This is a genomic window from Nonomuraea composti (genome assembly GCF_012034275.1).
Classification (GTDB): Bacteria; Actinomycetota; Actinomycetes; order Streptosporangiales; family Streptosporangiaceae; genus Nonomuraea; species Nonomuraea composti.
In genome coordinates this window covers 78,106-95,943 of the sequence record NZ_JAATEP010000025.1, presented here as the reverse complement: position 1 = coordinate 95,943, position 17,838 = coordinate 78,106, and the positions used below count along the sequence as shown (strand labels likewise).

General features: G+C 72.5%; 13 protein-coding genes. 9 read left to right on the top strand and 4 right to left on the bottom strand.

Annotated features, from left to right (window positions below; translation table 11 throughout):
- Nucleotides 1-121: 121 nt before the first annotated feature.
- A complete protein-coding gene (locus HCN51_RS31210) occupies nucleotides 122-1,675 on the bottom strand; it encodes an MFS transporter (RefSeq protein WP_168014278.1) in 1,554 nt (517 codons plus the stop codon).
- An 84-nt stretch (nucleotides 1,676-1,759) separates the two neighbouring features.
- Between HCN51_RS31210 and HCN51_RS31205 the strand changes: the two genes are divergently transcribed.
- The 5 genes from HCN51_RS31205 (at nucleotide 1,760) to HCN51_RS31185 (ending at nucleotide 10,951) form a co-directional block, all read left to right on the top strand.
- Nucleotides 1,760-2,347, top strand: a complete 588-nt coding sequence (locus tag HCN51_RS31205; protein ID WP_168014276.1) for an XRE family transcriptional regulator — start codon at nucleotides 1,760-1,762, stop codon at nucleotides 2,345-2,347.
- Between the two features lie 323 nt (nucleotides 2,348-2,670).
- The gene (locus tag HCN51_RS58295; protein ID WP_206068106.1) at nucleotides 2,671-3,039 is read left to right on the top strand and encodes a hypothetical protein; all 369 of its coding nucleotides are present in this window, start codon (nucleotides 2,671-2,673) and stop codon (nucleotides 3,037-3,039) included.
- Nucleotides 3,040-3,171: 132 nt separating this feature from the next.
- Nucleotides 3,172-5,478 (top strand): S1 family peptidase, encoded by a 2,307-nt coding sequence (locus tag HCN51_RS31195; protein WP_168014274.1) that lies wholly within the window; start codon nucleotides 3,172-3,174, stop codon nucleotides 5,476-5,478.
- Between the two features lie 76 nt (nucleotides 5,479-5,554).
- Nucleotides 5,555-9,613 (top strand): DddA-like double-stranded DNA deaminase toxin, encoded by a 4,059-nt coding sequence (locus tag HCN51_RS31190; protein ID WP_168014272.1) that lies wholly within the window; start codon nucleotides 5,555-5,557, stop codon nucleotides 9,611-9,613.
- Between the two features lie 168 nt (nucleotides 9,614-9,781).
- Complete coding sequence (locus HCN51_RS31185; protein ID WP_168014270.1) at nucleotides 9,782-10,951, top strand: right-handed parallel beta-helix repeat-containing protein; 1,170 nt, start codon at nucleotides 9,782-9,784, stop codon at nucleotides 10,949-10,951.
- A 41-nt stretch (nucleotides 10,952-10,992) separates the two neighbouring features.
- Here HCN51_RS31185 and HCN51_RS31180 read toward each other — a convergent pair whose 3' ends face one another.
- Nucleotides 10,993-12,657 (bottom strand): polysaccharide deacetylase family protein, encoded by a 1,665-nt coding sequence (locus tag HCN51_RS31180; protein WP_346433857.1) that lies wholly within the window; start codon nucleotides 12,655-12,657, stop codon nucleotides 10,993-10,995.
- Nucleotides 12,658-12,984: 327 nt separating this feature from the next.
- On the opposite strand from HCN51_RS31180, the gene HCN51_RS31175 reads away from it, so the two are divergent.
- Both HCN51_RS31175 and HCN51_RS31170 read left to right on the top strand, forming a co-directional pair.
- Nucleotides 12,985-13,722, top strand: coding sequence for a dienelactone hydrolase family protein (locus tag HCN51_RS31175; protein ID WP_168014266.1), 738 nt, complete (start codon nucleotides 12,985-12,987; stop codon nucleotides 13,720-13,722).
- A 26-nt stretch (nucleotides 13,723-13,748) separates the two neighbouring features.
- On the top strand, nucleotides 13,749-14,231 hold the full coding sequence (locus HCN51_RS31170; RefSeq protein WP_206068105.1) for a GNAT family N-acetyltransferase: 483 nt from the start codon (nucleotides 13,749-13,751) through the stop codon (nucleotides 14,229-14,231).
- A 51-nt stretch (nucleotides 14,232-14,282) separates the two neighbouring features.
- Here the strand turns inward: HCN51_RS31170 and HCN51_RS31165 are convergent, their stop codons facing one another.
- Both HCN51_RS31165 and HCN51_RS31160 read right to left on the bottom strand, forming a co-directional pair.
- Complete coding sequence (locus tag HCN51_RS31165) at nucleotides 14,283-14,996, bottom strand: DUF5995 family protein (protein ID WP_168014262.1); 714 nt, start codon at nucleotides 14,994-14,996, stop codon at nucleotides 14,283-14,285.
- A 189-nt stretch (nucleotides 14,997-15,185) separates the two neighbouring features.
- On the bottom strand, nucleotides 15,186-16,103 hold the full coding sequence (locus tag HCN51_RS31160; RefSeq protein WP_168014260.1) for an MBL fold metallo-hydrolase: 918 nt from the start codon (nucleotides 16,101-16,103) through the stop codon (nucleotides 15,186-15,188).
- Nucleotides 16,104-16,211: 108 nt separating this feature from the next.
- Here HCN51_RS31160 and HCN51_RS31155 point away from each other — a divergent pair, with 108 nt between their 5' ends.
- Complete coding sequence (locus tag HCN51_RS31155; RefSeq protein ID WP_168014258.1) at nucleotides 16,212-16,445, top strand: hypothetical protein; 234 nt, start codon at nucleotides 16,212-16,214, stop codon at nucleotides 16,443-16,445.
- Nucleotides 16,432-17,823, top strand: coding sequence for an amidase (locus HCN51_RS31150; RefSeq protein ID WP_168014256.1), 1,392 nt, complete (start codon nucleotides 16,432-16,434; stop codon nucleotides 17,821-17,823). The genes HCN51_RS31155 and HCN51_RS31150 overlap by 14 nt, the downstream gene beginning before the upstream one ends.
- The last annotated feature ends 15 nt before the right edge of the window (nucleotides 17,824-17,838 follow it).

Sequence of the window (17,838 nt, the reverse complement as noted above, 5' to 3'; positions counted from 1 at the left end):
CGTTCCTGCCCCGGCAGGCGGTCGGCATGTCATCCGACGGAGGCACGAACCGGCGCAGGTTCACGGCGGCTTTGGTACGACTCCGATCGAGCGCGGCGTGACGGCCGAGCCGGTTCAGGTCTTACGCGGTCACCCGGGCAGGAGGGGTCTCCTCCTTGGCCGCAGGCTGCGGGCCGCGGACGGCGGTGTAGACGAGCAGGACGCCCATGACGGCGACCCCCGCCCACATCGCCTGCTGCCAGCCCTCGACGAACGACTGCCGGGCGGCATCGACCAGGGCCCGCGCGTGGGGGCCGGCGCTGCCGGCGGCTTCGATGGCGTTGGCGACGCCCTGGCGGGCGGTGTCCGCCGCGCCCTGGGGGAGGCCGGCGAGCCGGTCGTCGACGGCGCCACGGTAGCCGCTCGCCAGGAGGGCGCCGAGCAGGGCGACGCCGAGTGCGGTGCCGAACTCGCGGGTGATGTCGTTGAGCGCGGAGGCGACCCCCTGCCTGTCGCGGGGCAGGGAGCCGGTGATGGCCTCGGTGGAGGGGGTCATGGCCAGGCCCATGCCGATGCCCATGGCGAGCATGCCGGGCAGGATGGACGGGTAGCCGCCGTCGACGGAGACGATGCCGGCCATGAGGGCCAGGCCGGCGCCGAACAGCGCGATCCCTGTCGCCATGGTGGCGCGGGCGCCGATGCGCGCGGCCAGGTGGGGCGCCAGGCCGGAGGTCGCCATCATCAGCACGGCCATGGGCATCATCGCCAGCGTCGACAGCAGCCCCGACCAGCCGAGGACGGCTTGCAGGAACGGGAAGAGCACCACGAACACGCCCGCCTGGACGCCGAAGACCGCCAGCAGCGTGATGGAGCCGCCGGCCAGGCCGCGCTCGCGGAAGAGCCGCACGTCCAGCAGGGACGCGTCCGCGCGGCGCAGCTCCCAGGCCACGAAGAAGATCAGGGCGGCCAGGCCGGCGACGAGCCCGGCCAGGGTGACGGGGTCGCTCCAGCCGCGCTCCGGGCCTTCCTGGAGGACGAAGATGAGGCCCACGACGGCGACGACGGAGGCCAGCGCGCCGACGGTGTCGAAGGGGTGCCCGGAGCGCTCGCGGGAGTCGGGCACCGATCGCATCATGCCGAGCGAGACGGCGACCAGGACGACGGGCAGCAGGAACAGCCACCGCCAGTGCGCGACGTCCACGAGCAGGGCGGACAGGAACATGCCGATGATGCCGCCGCCTCCGGCGACGCCGGTCCACACGCCGATCGCCTTCCCGCGCTGCTCGTCGGGGAAGGTCGAGGTGATCACGGCGAGGGTGATCGGCATGATCACGGCCGCGCCCGCGCCGCTGAGCACGCGGGCGGCGATCATGATGTCGGCGGACGGGGCCAGGCCCGCGAGGGCGCTGGCGGCCCCGAAGATGATCAGCCCCGTGACCAGCATGGGCTTGCGGCCCAGCCGGTCACCGATCGCGCCGAGCGGAAGCAGGAGGGCGGCCAGGGTGAGGGTGTAGACGTTGATGATCCACAGGATGGTGGTCTGTGAGGCGCCGAACTCGACGGCCATGTCGGGCTGGGCGACGTTCAACCCGGTCACCGAGGCGATGACCGCCATCAACGCGACACAGACGGCGATCAGGATGGTGCGCAGCCGGCGCGCGTCCGGCGCGCCGGTTTCCGCAGGGTTGGTGCTCATGAAATGTCCTCTCGATCAAGGCAGGTCGAAGCCGCCACCGGCGACGTTAGCCACGCCTTGCACGAGGGGCATAGCATCTTGCCTATGAAGCAAGAAGATGAGGACCTGGACAGCCTCGTACGCAAACGCATCCGCGCCCTGCGGGTCGCGCAGGGCTGGTCCCTGGAGGAGCTGGCCACCCGGGCCCGGCTCAGCCAGTCGTCGCTGAGCCGCATCGAGAACGGCCGGCGGCGCCTCGCCCTCGATCAGCTCGTCACCCTCGCCCGCGCCCTGGACACCTCCCTCGACCAGCTGGTCGAGACCGCCAGTGACGACGTCGTCATCAGCCCGATGATCGACGGCACGCAGGGCTGGATGCGCTGGCCGGTCAAGGGCGACCCCGGCATGACCGTGATGCGCCAGCGCCTGACCGAGCCGCCGCCCGACAACCCGGCCCGCATGCGCGCCCATCCGGGCCGGGAATGGCTCGTCGTCCTGTCCGGCACGGCGACTCTCATGCTGGGCCACCGCCGCATCCGTCTGGAGGCCAACCAGGCCGCCGAGTTCCCGACGATGATGCCGCACGCCCTCGGCGCCGAGGGCGGGCCGTGCGAGATCATGGGCATCTTCGACCGCGACGCGCGGCGCGGGCACCAGCGCGACGATGACGGCACCCGGCCGCCCGGCGACTGAACCGGAGCCGGCAGGGGCTCCCGAGCGCAGGGAAGACGGACCATGACAGCCTCCGACCAGCCAGGAGTCAGCCGCCGCACCTTCGTCCGCGCGTCGGCCGTCGGGCTGGCGCCGGCCGCGACGGCCGGACCGCTCCCGGCGACGGCCGGACCGCTCCCGGCGGCAGCGCGGACCTCGGCCATAGGAGCCGCCGGGATCCCGTACGTCGGCGCCGGCAGCAACACGCCGGTCAGGCCGTTCCAGCTCGGTGAGGTGCGCCTGCACGCGGGCCTGCTGCAGGAGAAGCGGGACCGGATGAAGGCGTTCCTGCGGGCCCGCTGCTCGTGCCGATCGTCGGCGTCCCCCGGAGCGGCGGCTACCGCGAGCAGCCCCATTCGGCGTACTTCCGCCGGGTGGAGCCGCAGATCGTCTTCGGCAGCATCGACTCCGGCGTGCCCAACGTGCAGCGCGACGACGGGCTGCCGGAGTACGACGTCCCGGTCAGCGGGATCCCGTCGCCCGGCACCGACGGCCTGACGTTCCTCGACGTGGTGTGGGACCGGGCGCCGTTCGCGACCCACGGGGCGTTCGTCTCCACGGTCGCGAGGGCGGCGGGGGAGCTCGTGCGGGCGGGGCGCCTGACCGGGGCGCAGAAGGACGCGGTGGTGGCGGCCGCGGCGAGCGCGCGCAGGGAGCTGACCCCGGAGCCGTAGGCGACCAGGCGGGAAATGCCCGCCTTATGCCCGGGTGACGCCCTGGTTCGCGTACGGCGTGATCTTCACAATCGAGCCGTGAAACTCCAGCGAATCATCCGGTCCTTACCCATCACGACCCTCTCGCTCCTGATGGTCATCTCTTCGGCGGTGCTCTGGGCAGGGGCGACGCCGGCCCAGGCGGTGCGGGGCGGCGGCCCCGTGACCGACGGCACCTGGGGCTTCGTGGCGAAGGTGAACGTGGGCGAGACCCACGGCTGCACCGGAGCCCTGATCAGCCCGCAGTGGGTGCTCACCGCCACCAGCTGCTTCGCCTCCCCGGGGCAGTCGCTGACGAGCGGGGCGCCGAAGACCGCGACGACGGTCACGGTCGGCAGGACGGACCTGTCCGGTACGGGCGGGCGGGTGCTGCCGGTGGAGTGGATCCACCCGCACCCCACCCGGGACGTCGTCCTGGTCAAGCTGACCCTGCGGGCCGTCGGCATCACGCCTGTCACGCTCGGCTCCACCGCCCCTGTCCCGGGGGACGCGCTGCAGGTCGCCGGCTTCGGCCGGACCGCCGAGCAGTGGGCGCCCAGCCTGCTGCACGCCGCGCCGGTCGTGGCCGGGACCGTGGCCGCCGGCTCGTTCGGCTGGAGCGCGGCGAGCGGCGACGTGAGCGCCTGCCAGGGGGACGCGGGCGCGCCGGTGCTCCGCACGAACGGGAGCCGCGCGGAGCTCGTCGGGCTCAGCTCCGGCTCGGGACAGGGCGGCTGCCTCGGTGCCGCCGCCGACGGGACGCGCGGCGGCGACGCGATGCGGGTGGACGACCTGGCGAGCTGGATCCGCACCGCCGCCCCCGAACCCACGACGTCCTTCGCCCAGTACGGGTCCAGCCTGACCGGGATCGGCGGCTACGACCTGAAGGACAACCGTGACCAGGTGGTGGCCTTCGACTACGAGCACTCGGGCAAGCTCGACCACCTGGTGCTCTACCGGCCGGGCACGCAGATCGTCTCCATCGTCAAGCGGAACACCGACGGCACCTACGCCTCGGTCTTCTCCTCGACCACGGGCATCGGCGGCTACGACCTGAAGGACGCGCGGGACCGCATCATCGCCTTCGACTACAAGGGCACGGGGAAGCTGGACCACCTGCTGCTCTACCGTCCGGGCGGGGAGACGGCCTGGATCCTCGAGCACGGCACCGGCACCACGTTCAAGGCCGTCTTCCACAGCTCGGCCGGCATCGGCGGCTACGACCTGAAGAGGGACGAGGACCAGATCATCGCCTTCGACTACGCGGGGTCGGGCAAGCAGGACCATCTGCTGCTGTACCGGCCGGGGATCGGCACGGTCCACATCCTGCAGCGCGGCGGCGCCACGTTCGCGCCGGTCTTCGCCACGGTCGACGGCGGGATCGGCGGCTACAACATGAAGGACGTGCGGGACCGGATCATCGCCTTCGACTACAAGGGCACGGGGAAGCTGGATCACCTGGTGCTCTACCGTCCGGGCGGGGAGACGGCCTGGATCCTCGAGCACGGCACGGGCACCACGTTCAGAGCCGTCTTCAACAGCTCGACCGGCATCGGCGGCTACGACCTGAAGAGCACGGCCGACCGGATCATCGCCTTCGACTACGAGCACTCGGGGCGGCTGGACCACCTGCTGCTCTACCGTCCCGGCGGGAAGACGGCCTGGATCCTGAAGCACGGCGCGGGCAACGCGTTCACCGCGGTGTTCCACAGCTCGGCCGGCATCGGCGGCTACGACCTGGAGATGGCGAAGGACCGCATGATCGCCTTCGACTACCGCGGCACGGGCGGGCAGAGCCACCTGTTCCTCTACCGGCCGGGCGACCAGATCACCTACTTCGCCGGACGGGCTCTCCCGCCGGTACGGGTGGTGCCGGTCACGGTGACGCCGGCCATCGGCCAGGACTCCATCGTGGAGCGGTACGCCTACCCCCTGAACTTCCCGCACGCCTACGCGGGCACCTCCGGCCAGGCCGACTGGGGCACGGACGAGGCCGAGGCGCGCAACTTCGAGCTGATCTCCGGCAACGGCGGGCTCATCTGGGTCTCGTGCACCGTGGCCCCCGAGAACGGGGTCGGCGTGATCAAGGTGTTCCCCGGGCTGCTGAACGGCCAGACCGAGATCGGCGAGCCGCATCTCGGCGTGACGGCGGTCTGCTTCAAGGTGCTCGGCGCCGGCGGCTGGGTGAAGCTGCGCATCCCGAACGTCTACGAGGTGCAGGGGGACAGCCGCTCGCCGGGGGCCGGCCACGACGTGGACGCGACGGTCGTGAACGTGTCCTCCGGAGCGGAGCGGACCAAGCGCGTCGAGCGGGACGAGAGCGAGCAGTTCGGACGTACGGACACCACCTGCGACGAGGGTCACCCGGACTATCCCGACAACTGCCGCGAGACCCTGCTGGAGCTGCGGGTCGTCGCCTGACAACGTAACGGCCGGCCACCGTCCGGGGGCCGGCCGTTCCCCCCATTCCTTGATCGTGTGGACGGAAGCGGTGGACGTGAAGACGAATCGAGCGTTACGTGGCACGGGAGTCGTGGGCAGCGTGCTCGCGTTGCTTCTCGTGGGCAGCCCGATCACCGAGGCCGCGGCGGCGGACCCGCCCGCCGCGCCGGTGTGCGAGCGCCAGGTGGTGTTGGAGGCGTGGGTCACGGGCGGCGTGAACGTGCGCCCGGCCGCGGAGCAGGCCCTGCTCGGGGACAAGGCGGCGATCTGCGCCATGCTGGCGGAGCTGCCCCGGCTCACGGCGCAGGACGACCGCGAGCAGGCCGGCCGCATCAAGGCCCATGCAGGGCCCGAGGTGGCCGCCGCCGCCAACGCAGCCCTGCGCTCCGACGACTCCGGCGCCGTGTCGAAGTTTCTCGACGGCGGCTGGCAGAGCGCCCGGGAGATCGACCTGCGCGCCAGCGTGAACCAGATGAAGGCGGCCGGCGGGCCCGAGGTCAAGGCCGCGGCGAACGCGGTGCTGCGTAACGGGTCACGGGAGGCCCTGGGGCAGTTCATCGAGTCGGGGTGGCGGCTGCCGTACAAGCTGGACCTGCGGGCGGTCGTCAACCGCGCGATGGCGGAGGGCGGCCCGCAGGTGCAGGCCACGGCGAACCGGGCGCTGCAGGACGGCAGCCTGGAGATGCAGGAGAGATTCGTCCAGATCGACTGGGGCGTGGCCCAGGCCAGGGACAACGAGAACCAGACCCTGAACGACCTGCGGGCCAGTGCCACGGAGGCGACCCGGCTCGCGGCGTTCGAGACGGTCTCCGCGGTCGCGCAGGCCGACCGCGCGAAAGCCGAGGCGGCGGCGGCCAAGGCCGACGCGCAGGACGCGGAACGCCTCGCCTCGCTGGCCGGGCAGGAGTCGGCGGAGGCCAAGCGGCAGGCCCAGCGCGCGGCCGAGGCCGCCGACCGCGCCGCGATCGCCTCCAGCGTCGCCGTCCAGGCCGCGCAGGCCGCCGCGCAGGCCGCCCGCGCGGCGGCCGGCGCCGCCGGACGTGCGGCGACCGCGGCGGCGCGGGCGCACACGAAGTCCGACGAGGCGTGGGCGGCAGCGGCGGCGGCGGAGCTGGATGCCAAGGCCGCCGCCGACGCGGAGAACCACAACCGGGTCATGCAGCAGATCGGGCCGCAGATCACCGCCTGGCTCTCGCCCATCGACCAGATCACCGCCGTGACGCAGCAGGCCTACGCCGCGGTCGCCGCCGCCGACTCGGCGCGGGCGAACACCGCCGCCGCCGGGCGCGCCGCCGAGGCCGCCGGCCGGTACGCGGGGCAGGCCAGCGCCGAGGCCAAGGCCGCGTTCGCGGCGGCGGCCCGCGCGGGAGCCAGCGCCGAGCGGGCGAAACGCGCCACCGAGGAGACCGTGCGCCAGGCCGACATCGCCAAGGACGCGGCCGGCAAGGCCAGGGACGCCGCGACGCGCGCGGTGACGTACGCGGAGCAGGCGGCGAGCGCGGCGAAGAGCGCGGCCGAGCACGCGGGCAACGCCGTCAACGCGGCCGAGCTGGCGACGCAGCACGCCAACAACGCCTACCGCGCGGCGGAGGACGCGTTGCAGGCCGCCGAGACGGCGCAGACCGTGTACAAGGCGGCACGCGCGGCGGACGCGGAACGGCTCAAGCACGAGCTCGAACTCGAGCTGTCCTTCGCCCGGCACGTCAGCCAGAAGGCCGCCGAGGCCCGCCTGGGCGACGCCCGCGGCTTCGCGGCGCCGATGCGCCGCTACCACACGCCCGAGATCGACGCGCTGATCGCCGAGGCCGCGAACCCGCAGGCCGACACCGCGACGGCCGCCCGCAAGGCGCGCGAGGTGGCCCGCTACTTCGCGACCGTGCCCGGCACGTGGACCAGCTCGGCGGCCATGGCGGCGCTCGGCGAGGACGACGACGTCCGTACCGTCGCCTTCGTCAAGACCGGGCTCGCGGCGGCCGAGGAGCAGGACGACCGCACGACCCTGACCGGTCTCATGCCCACCGGCACCCCCGCCATGAGAGCCGCCGCGCAGCAAGCCCTCGACGGCGCGTGGGCCGACGTCGTCGCCTTCCTCGACGACCCCGACTACCCCGAGCGGGCCGCCGAGCAGCGCGAGCAGGTCGGCCGCATCCTCGCCGAGGCGCGCGAGGCCGGCCACGCCCAGACCGAGGAGGCGGCGAACCTCGCCCTGCGCTCGGACGACCCCGGCGCCCTCCAGGAGTTCCTGGACGTCAAGCACAACACCGCCTACACCATGGACATCCGCTCGAAGGTGGGCGCGATCGCCGGCGACGCCTCCAACGGCACCGAGGTGCGCAACGGCGCCCAGATCGCGCTGGCCGGCACGACGGCGATGCAGGCCGAGTTCCTGGAGGTGGAGCGGCACCGCGCGGCCGAGCGCGACTACGCGACCGCCACCCACAACTACATCGCCACGTCCCTGATGATCGAGACGTCGGAGATCGCGCAGCGCGCCGTCGACTTCGCCCGCACCGCGCAGGCCGCCGCGGCGGAGGCGCGGGGCGCGGCGGAGGAGGCCGTCGGGTACGCCAACGCCGCCGGAAGGGCGGCCGACCAGGCGCGGACGTACGCCACCGAGGCCGTCGCCCACGCCCGCGACGCCGCCGCCTCCGCCGAACGGGCCGCGCAGGCTGTGCGCACCGCCGCCGCGGCGGCCCAGCAGGCGCAGCAGTCGGCGGGCAGGGCGTCGCTGTCGGCCCGCTGGGCCCGCGCCTCGGCCGTCTCGGCGGCCCAGGACGCGGCCGGCGCCTACGCCGCCTACGACACCGCGTACGCGGCGCAGATCCGGGCCGGCAACAGCGCCTCGGAAGCGGCCAGGATCGCCGCCGAGGTGTTCGACCACTACCGGGAAGAGGCCCAGCGCCGCCTGAACACGCTGAAAGGCGAATGGCTGGGGCACTGCAAATGGGGGCCGGAGGACGGACTGCCCGGATACCACGACTGCAACGCCTACGTGGAGGACATTCTCAACGACCCCAAGGGGCCGCTGCACGACCCGGACGGCTACGCGCACGCGAACGCCGAGCAGTGCCGGCGGCAGTTCGTCGGCAAGGCCCTGGACGCGTGCCTGTCCGTCGTCATGAGCCCCCTGTTCTCCTTCGCGAAGACGGGGATCGCCGACCGGGAGACGGAGACCCACCGTCTCGCCGAGGAGTACATCAGCCTGACCGCGCTGGACCTGTTCAACGCCGCCCAGCAGTACGGGATGATCAGCGATTGCAAGTCCGCCTTCAAGGGCGCCCTCAGCGGCCGGGTGTCCAGCTTCTCGGACTGCGTCACCGGAGCCTTCGACCTGACGGAGGATCCCGACTGGAACGAGAACGCGAGCCAGTGGAAGGGCACCTTCGTGGAGTCGCTCATCCCGGAGGAGCTGCGCTTCGCCGAGTACAACTCGATCTGGGGGCCGATGTACCTGCTCCACCACATGTCCGACCGCACGATCATCGTGGCGACCTACGAGTCCTCGCTGGCGACCTCGCTGGTGCGGATGCTGCCCATCGGCTGCGTCCAGGAGGGCGGGCAGTGCCCGTACGCGGACGCCGCGAGCAAGCTCAGGGACGTGAGCGAATCGATCAAGCAGCTCAACAACCAGGGCTACATCGTCGACGAGTCCGGGCGGGTGCTCGACGCGAACGGCCTGCCGATCGCGAACCTGCCCCCCGCCGACGACCTGTCGAAATGGGCGAACTACACGGTCGAGAGCGGCCTGCACGACGACCTGGCCGCCCTGGAGAACCGCCTCGACCTGCTGTACCGGCAGCAGTTCGGCCTGCCCATGGCGCCTCCGGCCTGGCACCTGGAGACGCAGCTCGCCTACCGCGTCGCCACGCGGGAGGTGGCCCTGCGCGACTCCACGCTGCGGCTCGTCATGAACAACCCGGGCGGCGTCTGCGACGCGGTGCCGCTCACCGGCACCGGGCCCGACCGGCAGCGGCAGGCCGTGGCAGGGTGCGTCCAGGCCGTCAAGATGCTGCTGCCGGCCGGCACCACCATGATCATCTACTATCCCGATCCGGACAATCCGGCGGAGCTGCTCGAAATCACCGTGCGCGGGGTCGGGCGCTGGCTGGACTGAAAACCGGCGGGTGAATTCCGGCGAAGGCGCGGCCGTCGAAAGACGCCCGCGCCTTCGGCCCGCGCGATTTCCCGATTGCGCTGTCTTGACCGGGAAAACGGGCCCGTGTTTCAATCCAGGGCCGCTTTTCTGCGGCGTGCTGAATCGCGGGGACACGGAGACACCGTCATGGAATTAGGCCGGCGGGAAGCCGTCAAACTGGGATTGGCCGCATTGGCCGGTGGCGGCGTCCTGCGCATGGCGCCCGCCGCTCACGCGGCCGGCGCCGTCAACACCTATCCGGCGGGCGAGGACAGCGTCGTCGTCGCGCTGCGCCGCGCGCTCGACAACGCCGCCAACGGCATCGCCGGACCGGCCGGGCGCGACGCCCAGGGGCGGATCATCGTCCGGGCCACGGCGAACCATCGCCACGTGCTCAAGGGGCGGCTGATCGTGGGCGGCAACACCCACCTGGACGCGACGAACGCGCGGTTCGTCGCCGCCTTCACCGCGCCGGGCACCTCCGAGACGATGGTGCTCAACCACGTTCCCAGCGCGACGACCGGGGGGTACAGCGCGCCGGGCACCATCAGGATCACCGGCGGCTCCTGGGACCCGATCTGGCAGTACCTCCAGGACGGCCGGACGCCGCCGCCGTCGAACGTCATCACGATGCAGCACACGTCGGGCGTCGAGCTGGCCGGCCTGACCATCTACAACGTCAAGTGGTACCACGCCATCGAGCTCAACGCCGTACGGAACGCCACCGTGAGCGGCTGCGCCCTGTACGGCTGGGTGCTCGACCCCCAGTACGTCGACAAGCGCTACCACGGCGAGGCCATCCAGCTCGACCTGCCCGGAGACAAGAACACGTGGGCGGGCGCGAGGGACCACACGCCCTGCACCGACATCCGCGTCCTCGGCAACACGTGCGACCAGTCGGGATCGCAGGGCCCCTGGGGCACCCTCGTCGGATCGCACACGGCCGTGCCCGGCGTGCGGCACTCGCGGGTCTGGATCGAGGACAACGTGGTCAACAACACCAGCTACGACGCGATCACGCCGTTCAACACCGAAGCCGTTCACATCCGGAACAACCGGATCACCGGCTGCAACGGCGGCGTGTACGTCCGGGCGTCCGAGACCGAGGCCAACCCGCTGACCACCGTGGAGATCACCGGCAACACCGTGGGCCCGCTCGTCCCCGACTACCAGGGGAAGATCAGGTCGGGCATCGGGCTCGTCGCCCACGAGGGCTCTCCCATCAGCGACATCCTGGTCAGCGGCAACACGGCGCCGTCGTTCATCTACCGGTCCCGGCAGCTGATGACCTTCCGCGAGCCGCCGCAGACCAGCTGACGCCCTCCCGCCCGGCGGCCGGGCGGGAGGGTCTCAGGAGCTCACCACCTGAGGGGCAGGGTGGCGATGAACGAGCCGAGGGCGCCCGCCAGCGCCTTGTGGTCGTGCAGGGACGGGTGCCAGTCGCAGCCGAGCAGGTCGAGCCCCAGCGCGGCGTTGTCGTAGTGGAGCGCCTTGACCCGGCCGTCCCCCTGGCTGTTGCGCTGCCGCACGACCTGCTGGACGGAGTCGGCCAGGGCGGTGGTGTTGGACATCGTGGGGTAGGTCAGCACGATGTAGGTGCTCTTGCCGTACCTGGCCCTGAGCGTGTCCAGGAAGCCCAGGTAGGCGGTGCGGTAGTCGGCGGCGAGGGCGTCGAGGTCCGCCCAGGGCTCGCCGGGGTTGAGCGCGGTGGAGAAGTCGTTGATGCCCAGCCCGACCACCACGAGCTGCGGCTGCCAGCCGCGCGGCCGCTGCCACACCTCCGGATCGGCGGCCTGGAGGGTGCGGTCGTAGGAGGTGCGGAAGGTGGTTCCCGGGTTGCCGCCGTTGTAGTTGCGCACCATGCCCATGCCGGACCAGGCGGTGAGCTGGTAGTCGGCGTTCAGACCGCGGGCGGTCAGGGCGCCGAAGGTCTGGTCGGCGTTGGAGTTGGGGTTGACGCCGCCGGTGGCGCCGCAGTCGCGGACCGTGGACATGTTGCCGTAGCCGGCGGTCCAGGAGTCGCCGATGAACTCGATCTGGCGGGCGCGGGGAGCGGGCCCGTCGAGGACGCGCCCGCCCGGGGCCGCGACGAACCCGCCGAACTCGCCCGGCTGCCACGGGCTCTCGGTGCGCTTGGCGACCCGCACGGTGTGCGTGCCGTCGCGCAGACCGCTCATCCAGTACGTGGTCCTGCCCGGCGTGCGCAGCGTGACCGGGGCGGCGCCGTCGACCTGGACGTCGTAGTCGTTGACGGCGTCGTTCAGCACGATCCCGACGCCGGTGCCGCGGAAGCGGCCCTCGAAGGAGACGCCCGGCCAGGTGTAGCGCACGCTCGTGCCCAGGTCCTGGACGCGTCCGGCGGTGTGGGCCTGCGCGAGCACGTCGCGGGGCGCGACCGCCCGGCCGGTGTCCGGGGAGATCATGCCGGCGCACAACCCGCGGCGGCGCAGGTCGGCGGCGATCCGCGGGACGGCCTCGACCGTGGCGGCCGGCCAGTCGTGCATGAGGATCACGTCGCCTGCCTGCAGCTTGCGGGCACTGGCCACGATCTGGGCGGCGGTGGCGTTGTTCCAGTCCTGGGAGTCCACGTCGGCGTTGACCTCGGTGAGCCCGTACTGGCGCTCGACCGCCCGCAGCGCGTCGTCGGTGTCGAGATAGGGCGGCCGGAACAGCTGCGGCGTGATCCCGGTGGCCGCCTTGACGGCGTCCTGGGTGCGGGAGATCTGCGCGGCCTGCTCCTCAGCGCCGAGCCGGGTCATGTACGGATGGTCCCAGCTGTGGTTGCCGATCCACATGCCCGCCGCGACCTGGTCCTTGGCCAGTTGCGGGTTCGCCTGCACGTTCTGGCCGACGTTGAACATGGTCGCCCGTAACCCGGCCGCCTTCAGCGCTTTCAGCAGGGCCGGGGTGTTGCCGGGGGTGGGCCCGTCGTCGAACGTCAGCCCCACGTAGCCGGTGCACCTCGGCCGGTCGATCACGGGCGTGCCGGCGGACGCGGGCCCAGGAAGGGCGACCAGGCTCACCCCCGCACCGAGGATCGCAGCGGTGGCCAGCCCACGGATTGTTCGCCATCGATTACCACGCATCGTCTCTTCCGCTCCTGTCCAGGGAAATGCCATGCGGTTGACCGCGCCGTCCGGCGGCAAAGGGACGCTAAGCGGCTCGGACGGCGTGATCGACGGCCTTGGGGCGGAGTGCGGCGAATGGTCACCAGGGGTCGATGACCGGTCATGATCGACCGGGCGGTCGTGAAACTAAGGAAGCGATTTCACGGATGTCAGCGCCGTGTGATCGTTTTGCGAGCGCCCCATGCCAAGATCACCGAGCTTCCGCAGAGAGGACGTGAGGACATGAAACCTGGGTTGGTGATCTCGACGCCGGTCGAGTACCGTCACGGCTCGGCCGAGATGGAAGGGCTGCTGCTGCACGGGGACATGATCCCCGAGCCCGCGCCCACCGTGCTGGTGTGCCACGGCGCCGAGGGCAGGAGCGACGTGCTGGTGCAGATGTCCGTGCGGCTGCTGCGGTGGGGCTACCAGGCGTTCGTCATGGACCTGTACGGCAAGGGCGTCACCGGCTCCACGGCCGAGGAGTTCGACGCGCTCATGAGGCCGTTCCTGCGGGACCGGGCGATGCTGGCGGACCGGCTGTCCACGGTCGTCTCCACGGTGGCCGGGCTGCCGCAGGTGGACGCGTCCCGGCTGGCGGCGATCGGGTTCTGCTTCGGCGGGCTGTGCGTCCTCGACCTGGCCAGGCACGACGCGGCGGTCCGCGGCGTGGCGAGCTTCCACGGCGTGCTCACTCCGCCGCCGGGCTGGACGCCGCGGCCCACCTCGTGCAAGGTCGCCGTCTACCACGGCTGGGAGGACCCGTTCGCCCGGCCGGACGACGTCACGGCGCTCGCGGCCGAGCTCACCGCCGCCGGCGCCGACTGGCAGCTCCACGCGTTCGGCCACACCTACCATTCGTTCATGGCGGAGCAGGCCGACAGCCCGGAGCTCGGCATCCAGTACAGCCGGCGCTCGGCGGAGCGGGCCTGGTGGAGCCTGGAGCGCTTCCTGGCCGAATGCCTGCGCGACCCGTCGTGACCCCGGACGAGGCGGAAGGAGGAGCGGTGCGCTCTGAGGTGCGGCTGGCGCGGCTGACGGAGGGCCTGCTGCCGGAGCTGCTGGCGTGCGCGGTGGCCGACGCGGACCCGCTGGAGGTGATGCCCCCGGTGGCGGGTCCTGACGGCTGGACGAACGAGCGGCGCCAGTCCTTCCTGCGCTTCCACCGATCGAGAGCACTGGCCCCCGAGCCCGTGGAGGACACCTACGTGATCCTGCTCGCCGGCCGCGCGGCCGGCGCCGCCCGGCTGTGCCCGCTGGACGACGCCGTGGAGGCCGGCATCTGGATCGGACGCTCACACAGAGGTCAGGGCGTGGGCACCGCCGTGCTCACCCAGCTCGCCGACCTCGCCCGCGCGCGCGGGGCCCGCCGGTTGTACGCGAGCACCACCGCCGGCAACGCGCCCATGCGGCGGATACTCGCTGATCTGGGCGCCACCCTGTCCCGCGACGGGGACGAGGTGGCGGCCTGGCTCGACCTCCATCCCTGACGGCGAGCGGGCGAGACTCACGACGACCGCGAGCCGGCCGGGAAGGACGGACTACTGCGCCGGCGGGGGGATCACCGGGGTGAGAAGCAGGCGGCCCGCGGTGCCGACGGTCTGGGCCAGGGTGGCCGTCGAGCCGTCGAAGAGGAAGGCGGTGTCGCGCTGGGGCCAGAGCATGGTGACGGTGGCCCAGGCGGCGTCGCGGGCGCGGGCGATGCTGAAGCTGCCGACGATGTGCTTGAGCGCCTCGGCGTCCTTGGTGGCCAGCCTCACCAGGTGGGTCTCGAACGACTGGCGTACCTGCGACTCGGCCTTGGCCAGCAGCTCGTTCACCTTCAGGAAGTCGGAATGGACCGGGGGAGTGGAGGGCGTGGTGCCGCGCTCCTTGCACGTCTGGACGACGGCGAGGGCGAGGTCGTGGTTGATGTGGGCGTTCATGCCGGCGAGGGCGAACTGGACCGGCCAGATGGTGCGGTTGTCGCGGGCCTCGAACAGCGGCGCCCAGCAGGCCTCGGGCTTGTGTCCCCGCGGGGCGGCGTCGACGTTGTGGAAGTAGAGGTTGGCGAAGACGACGTCGAGGCGCTCGACGAAGGGGGCGTCGTCGAAGAAGCCCTCCACGAGGTTGGCCGCGACCAGCTCGGTCACCTGGAGGTACATCCGGTTGAAGCAGGCGACCCCGTCGAGGGGGTCGAGGTCCTGGCCGATCCGGCGCATCCGGTCGATGACCGCTTCTACGGTGGTGGCGAGGTCGTGCTGGTCCGCCGTCATCTGCTGCTCCTCGTTCGCGCGTCGTTGCGTGGCGGGAGTCCTTCCCGTTGCTGGCGCCGCGGCATCTCGCCGTGACCAATCCTGATCAAGCCTGTGCCAGGGGATGAGACGCCCATGGTGCGGCTACCGATGCGGTGGTCGCGGAACGTCCGCGTCCGCCTCCCGCTCACCGAGTGCGGGCCCGGTTGATCACTCCGCCGCCGGGACGAGCCGGAAGCTCTCGCCGTCCCGCTCCACGAGGCCGCCGGTGGGCGCGGGGAAGTGGCTGCCGAGCAGCAGCGTGCCCGTGCCGGCCAGCGCGGCGAGCAGCCGCCGGCGGGTCTCGACCGCCTGCCGCGGGTCGATGTCCACGCAGCTCGTGATGGCGGGACGGCGGAGCTGCACGGGGTGGTGCACGCAGTCGCCGGTGATCAGGGCGGCGCCGTCGCCGAGGGACACCGCCACGTGGCCCGGCGTGTGGCCCGGCGTGGGCAGGAGCCGCACGCCGGGTGCGACCTCCACCCCCTGCGGCGGCACGTCGGCGAGGTCCAGCAGGCCCGCGTCCCTGATCGGGTGGACGGAGTCGCGGAACATGGCCTTGCGGGGCTCGTCCATGTCGGCCGCCGCCCAGTGGTCCCATTCCGTGCGGGAGGTGATGTACCGGGCGTTGGGGAAGGTGGGGATCCAGTCCGTGCCGTCTTTTCTGGTGTTCCAGCCGACGTGGTCGGTGTGCAGGTGGGTGAGGACGACGAGGTCGATGTCCTCGGGGGAGTGGCCGGCGGCGGCGAGGTGGCTCAGGTACGGGGTGTCGAGGTTGTGCCAGGCGGGGTTGGCGCGGGTCTTGCCGTTGCCGATGCCCGTGTCGATGAGCACGCGCAGGCCGCCGGCGGTGACGGCGAAGCTGTGCGTGGTCAGGCGCAGGGTGCCTTGGTCGTCGGCGAAGCCGGGTCGTAGCGACGGCTCGCCGGACACCATCTCGGGGGTGGCGTCCGGGAGCAGCCAGGGGCCGGTCTGCGGCGGCAGCTCCGTCTCGTCGATGCGCTGGATGACGAGGTCGCCGGCGGTCCAGGAGCCGGCGGGCGTGATGTCGGCGGTCCAGGTGCCTGCGGGCGTGGTGTCGGCGGGCATGGTGGGTCTCCCCCTTCGGTCGCTTTAAAGCTAAACGTTTGCGTTAGTGACCGTACACCCCTATGCTCCCTAAAAGCGAAATTTTGGCTTTTAGTTGGGAAGGTCCAGATGACACCCACCCTCACCGCCCAGGAGGCCGCCCGCTGGGCGGACCGCGCCGGGCTGCCGCTCGCGGAGGAGCGCCACGCGGTCGTGGCCGCCATCGCCGACCACATCCGCGCCGTCGTGAGCACCCTGCGCGAGCTCGACCTGGGCGAGACCGCACCCGGCGCCCCGCCCGCCGGATGGCAGCACACGCTGATCGCGCCTGCCGGAGGGGAGAGTGCCGATGTCGCTGGTTGAGATGACCGTGGCCGAGGCGTCCGCCGCCCTCGCGCGGCGCGAGGTGTCCCCGGTGGAGCTGACCGACGCCGTGCTCGCCCGGCTCGACGCCGTGGACGGCACGCTGCACGCGTACGCGACCGTGATCGCCGAGACCGCCCGCGCCTCGGCCGCCGAGGCCGAACGGGAGATCGCCGCCGGCCGTTACCGGGGCCCGCTGCACGGCGTCCCGTTCGGGCTGAAGGACCTCATCGACGTGGCCGGGCTGCCCACCGGCGCCGGCTCCAAGGTCCGGCAGGGGCACCTCGCCGCCTCCGACGGCGCCGTGGCCGCGCGGCTGTCCGAGGCGGGCGCGATCCTGGTGGGCAAGACGCACACGCACGAGTTCGCCTACGGGCTGACGACGCCCCAGACCCGCAACGCCTGGGACCCTGGCCGCGTGGCCGGCGGGTCGAGCGGCGGCTCGGCGGTGGCCGTCGCCTCAGGCACGGCCCTGTTCGCGCTGGGCACCGACACCGGCGGCTCCATCCGCGTGCCCGCCGCGCTCAACGGCGTCGTCGGGCTCAAGCCGACCTACGGCCTGGTCTCCCGGCACGGCGTCGTGCCCCTGTCGTGGTCGCTCGACCACGTCGGGCCGATCACCCGTACGGTGGCGGACGCCGGGCTCGTGCTGCCCGCGCTGGCCGGCCACGACCCCAGGGACCCGGCGAGCCTGCCCGGAGCCGCGTTCCAGGCGGAGGAGAGGGAGGGCCTGCGGGGGCTGCGCGTCGGCGTGCCGGTCAACCACTACGTCGAGCACGTCGATCCCGCCGTCGAGGCCGCCGTGCGGGCCGCCGTCGCCCGCTTGGAGGAGCTCGGCGCCCGGCTGGTGGAGATCGAGATCCCCTACGCCCGGTTCCTCCAGGCCACCCAGTGGGGGCTGATGGTGCCGGAGGCCACCGCGTACCACGAGCCGACCCTGCGCTCCTCGCCCGAGCTGTACGCGCCGGACGTGCGCGTCCTGCTGGAGGCCGGCGCGCTGATCCCGGCGGCCGACCACGTACGGGCCCGGCGGGCCCGCTCGCTCATGCGCCTGGCCTGGTCGCAGCTGTTCGAGCGGGTGGACGTGATCGCCGCCCCCGCCACCCCGATCACCGCCGCCCCGGCCGGGCAGGACAGCGTGACCTGGCCCGACGGCACGGTCGAGGCCGTCTCCGACGCCTACGTCCGGCTCAGCGCCCCCGCGAACATCACGGGCGTGCCCGCGCTGACCCTGCCCGCCGGGCACGACGCGGCAGGCCTGCCCATCGGGCTGCAGCTCATGGGGCCGGCGCTGGGCGAGAGCCTGCTGCTGAGCGTCGGCCGGGCCTGCGAGCGGGCACTGGACCGCGCCGGAGCCCTGGCGCCGGTGGCCGCTTGACGCAATTTATTCGCA

Coding starts and splice junctions, on each gene's coding strand:
- HCN51_RS31175 (WP_168014266.1), top strand. CDS start 12,985: ATGAAACCTGGGTTGGTGATCTCGACGCCGGTCGAGTACCGTCACGGC.
- HCN51_RS31155 (WP_168014258.1), top strand. CDS start 16,212: ATGACACCCACCCTCACCGCCCAGGAGGCCGCCCGCTGGGCGGACCGC.
- HCN51_RS31195 (WP_168014274.1), top strand. CDS start 3,172: ATGGTCATCTCTTCGGCGGTGCTCTGGGCAGGGGCGACGCCGGCCCAG.
- HCN51_RS31150 (WP_168014256.1), top strand. CDS start 16,432: ATGTCGCTGGTTGAGATGACCGTGGCCGAGGCGTCCGCCGCCCTCGCG.
- HCN51_RS31165 (WP_168014262.1), bottom strand. CDS start 14,996: ATGACGGCGGACCAGCACGACCTCGCCACCACCGTAGAAGCGGTCATC.
- HCN51_RS31185 (WP_168014270.1), top strand. CDS start 9,782: ATGGAATTAGGCCGGCGGGAAGCCGTCAAACTGGGATTGGCCGCATTG.
- HCN51_RS31210 (WP_168014278.1), bottom strand. CDS start 1,675: ATGAGCACCAACCCTGCGGAAACCGGCGCGCCGGACGCGCGCCGGCTG.
- HCN51_RS31205 (WP_168014276.1), top strand. CDS start 1,760: ATGAAGCAAGAAGATGAGGACCTGGACAGCCTCGTACGCAAACGCATC.
- HCN51_RS31160 (WP_168014260.1), bottom strand. CDS start 16,103: ATGCCCGCCGACACCACGCCCGCAGGCACCTGGACCGCCGACATCACG.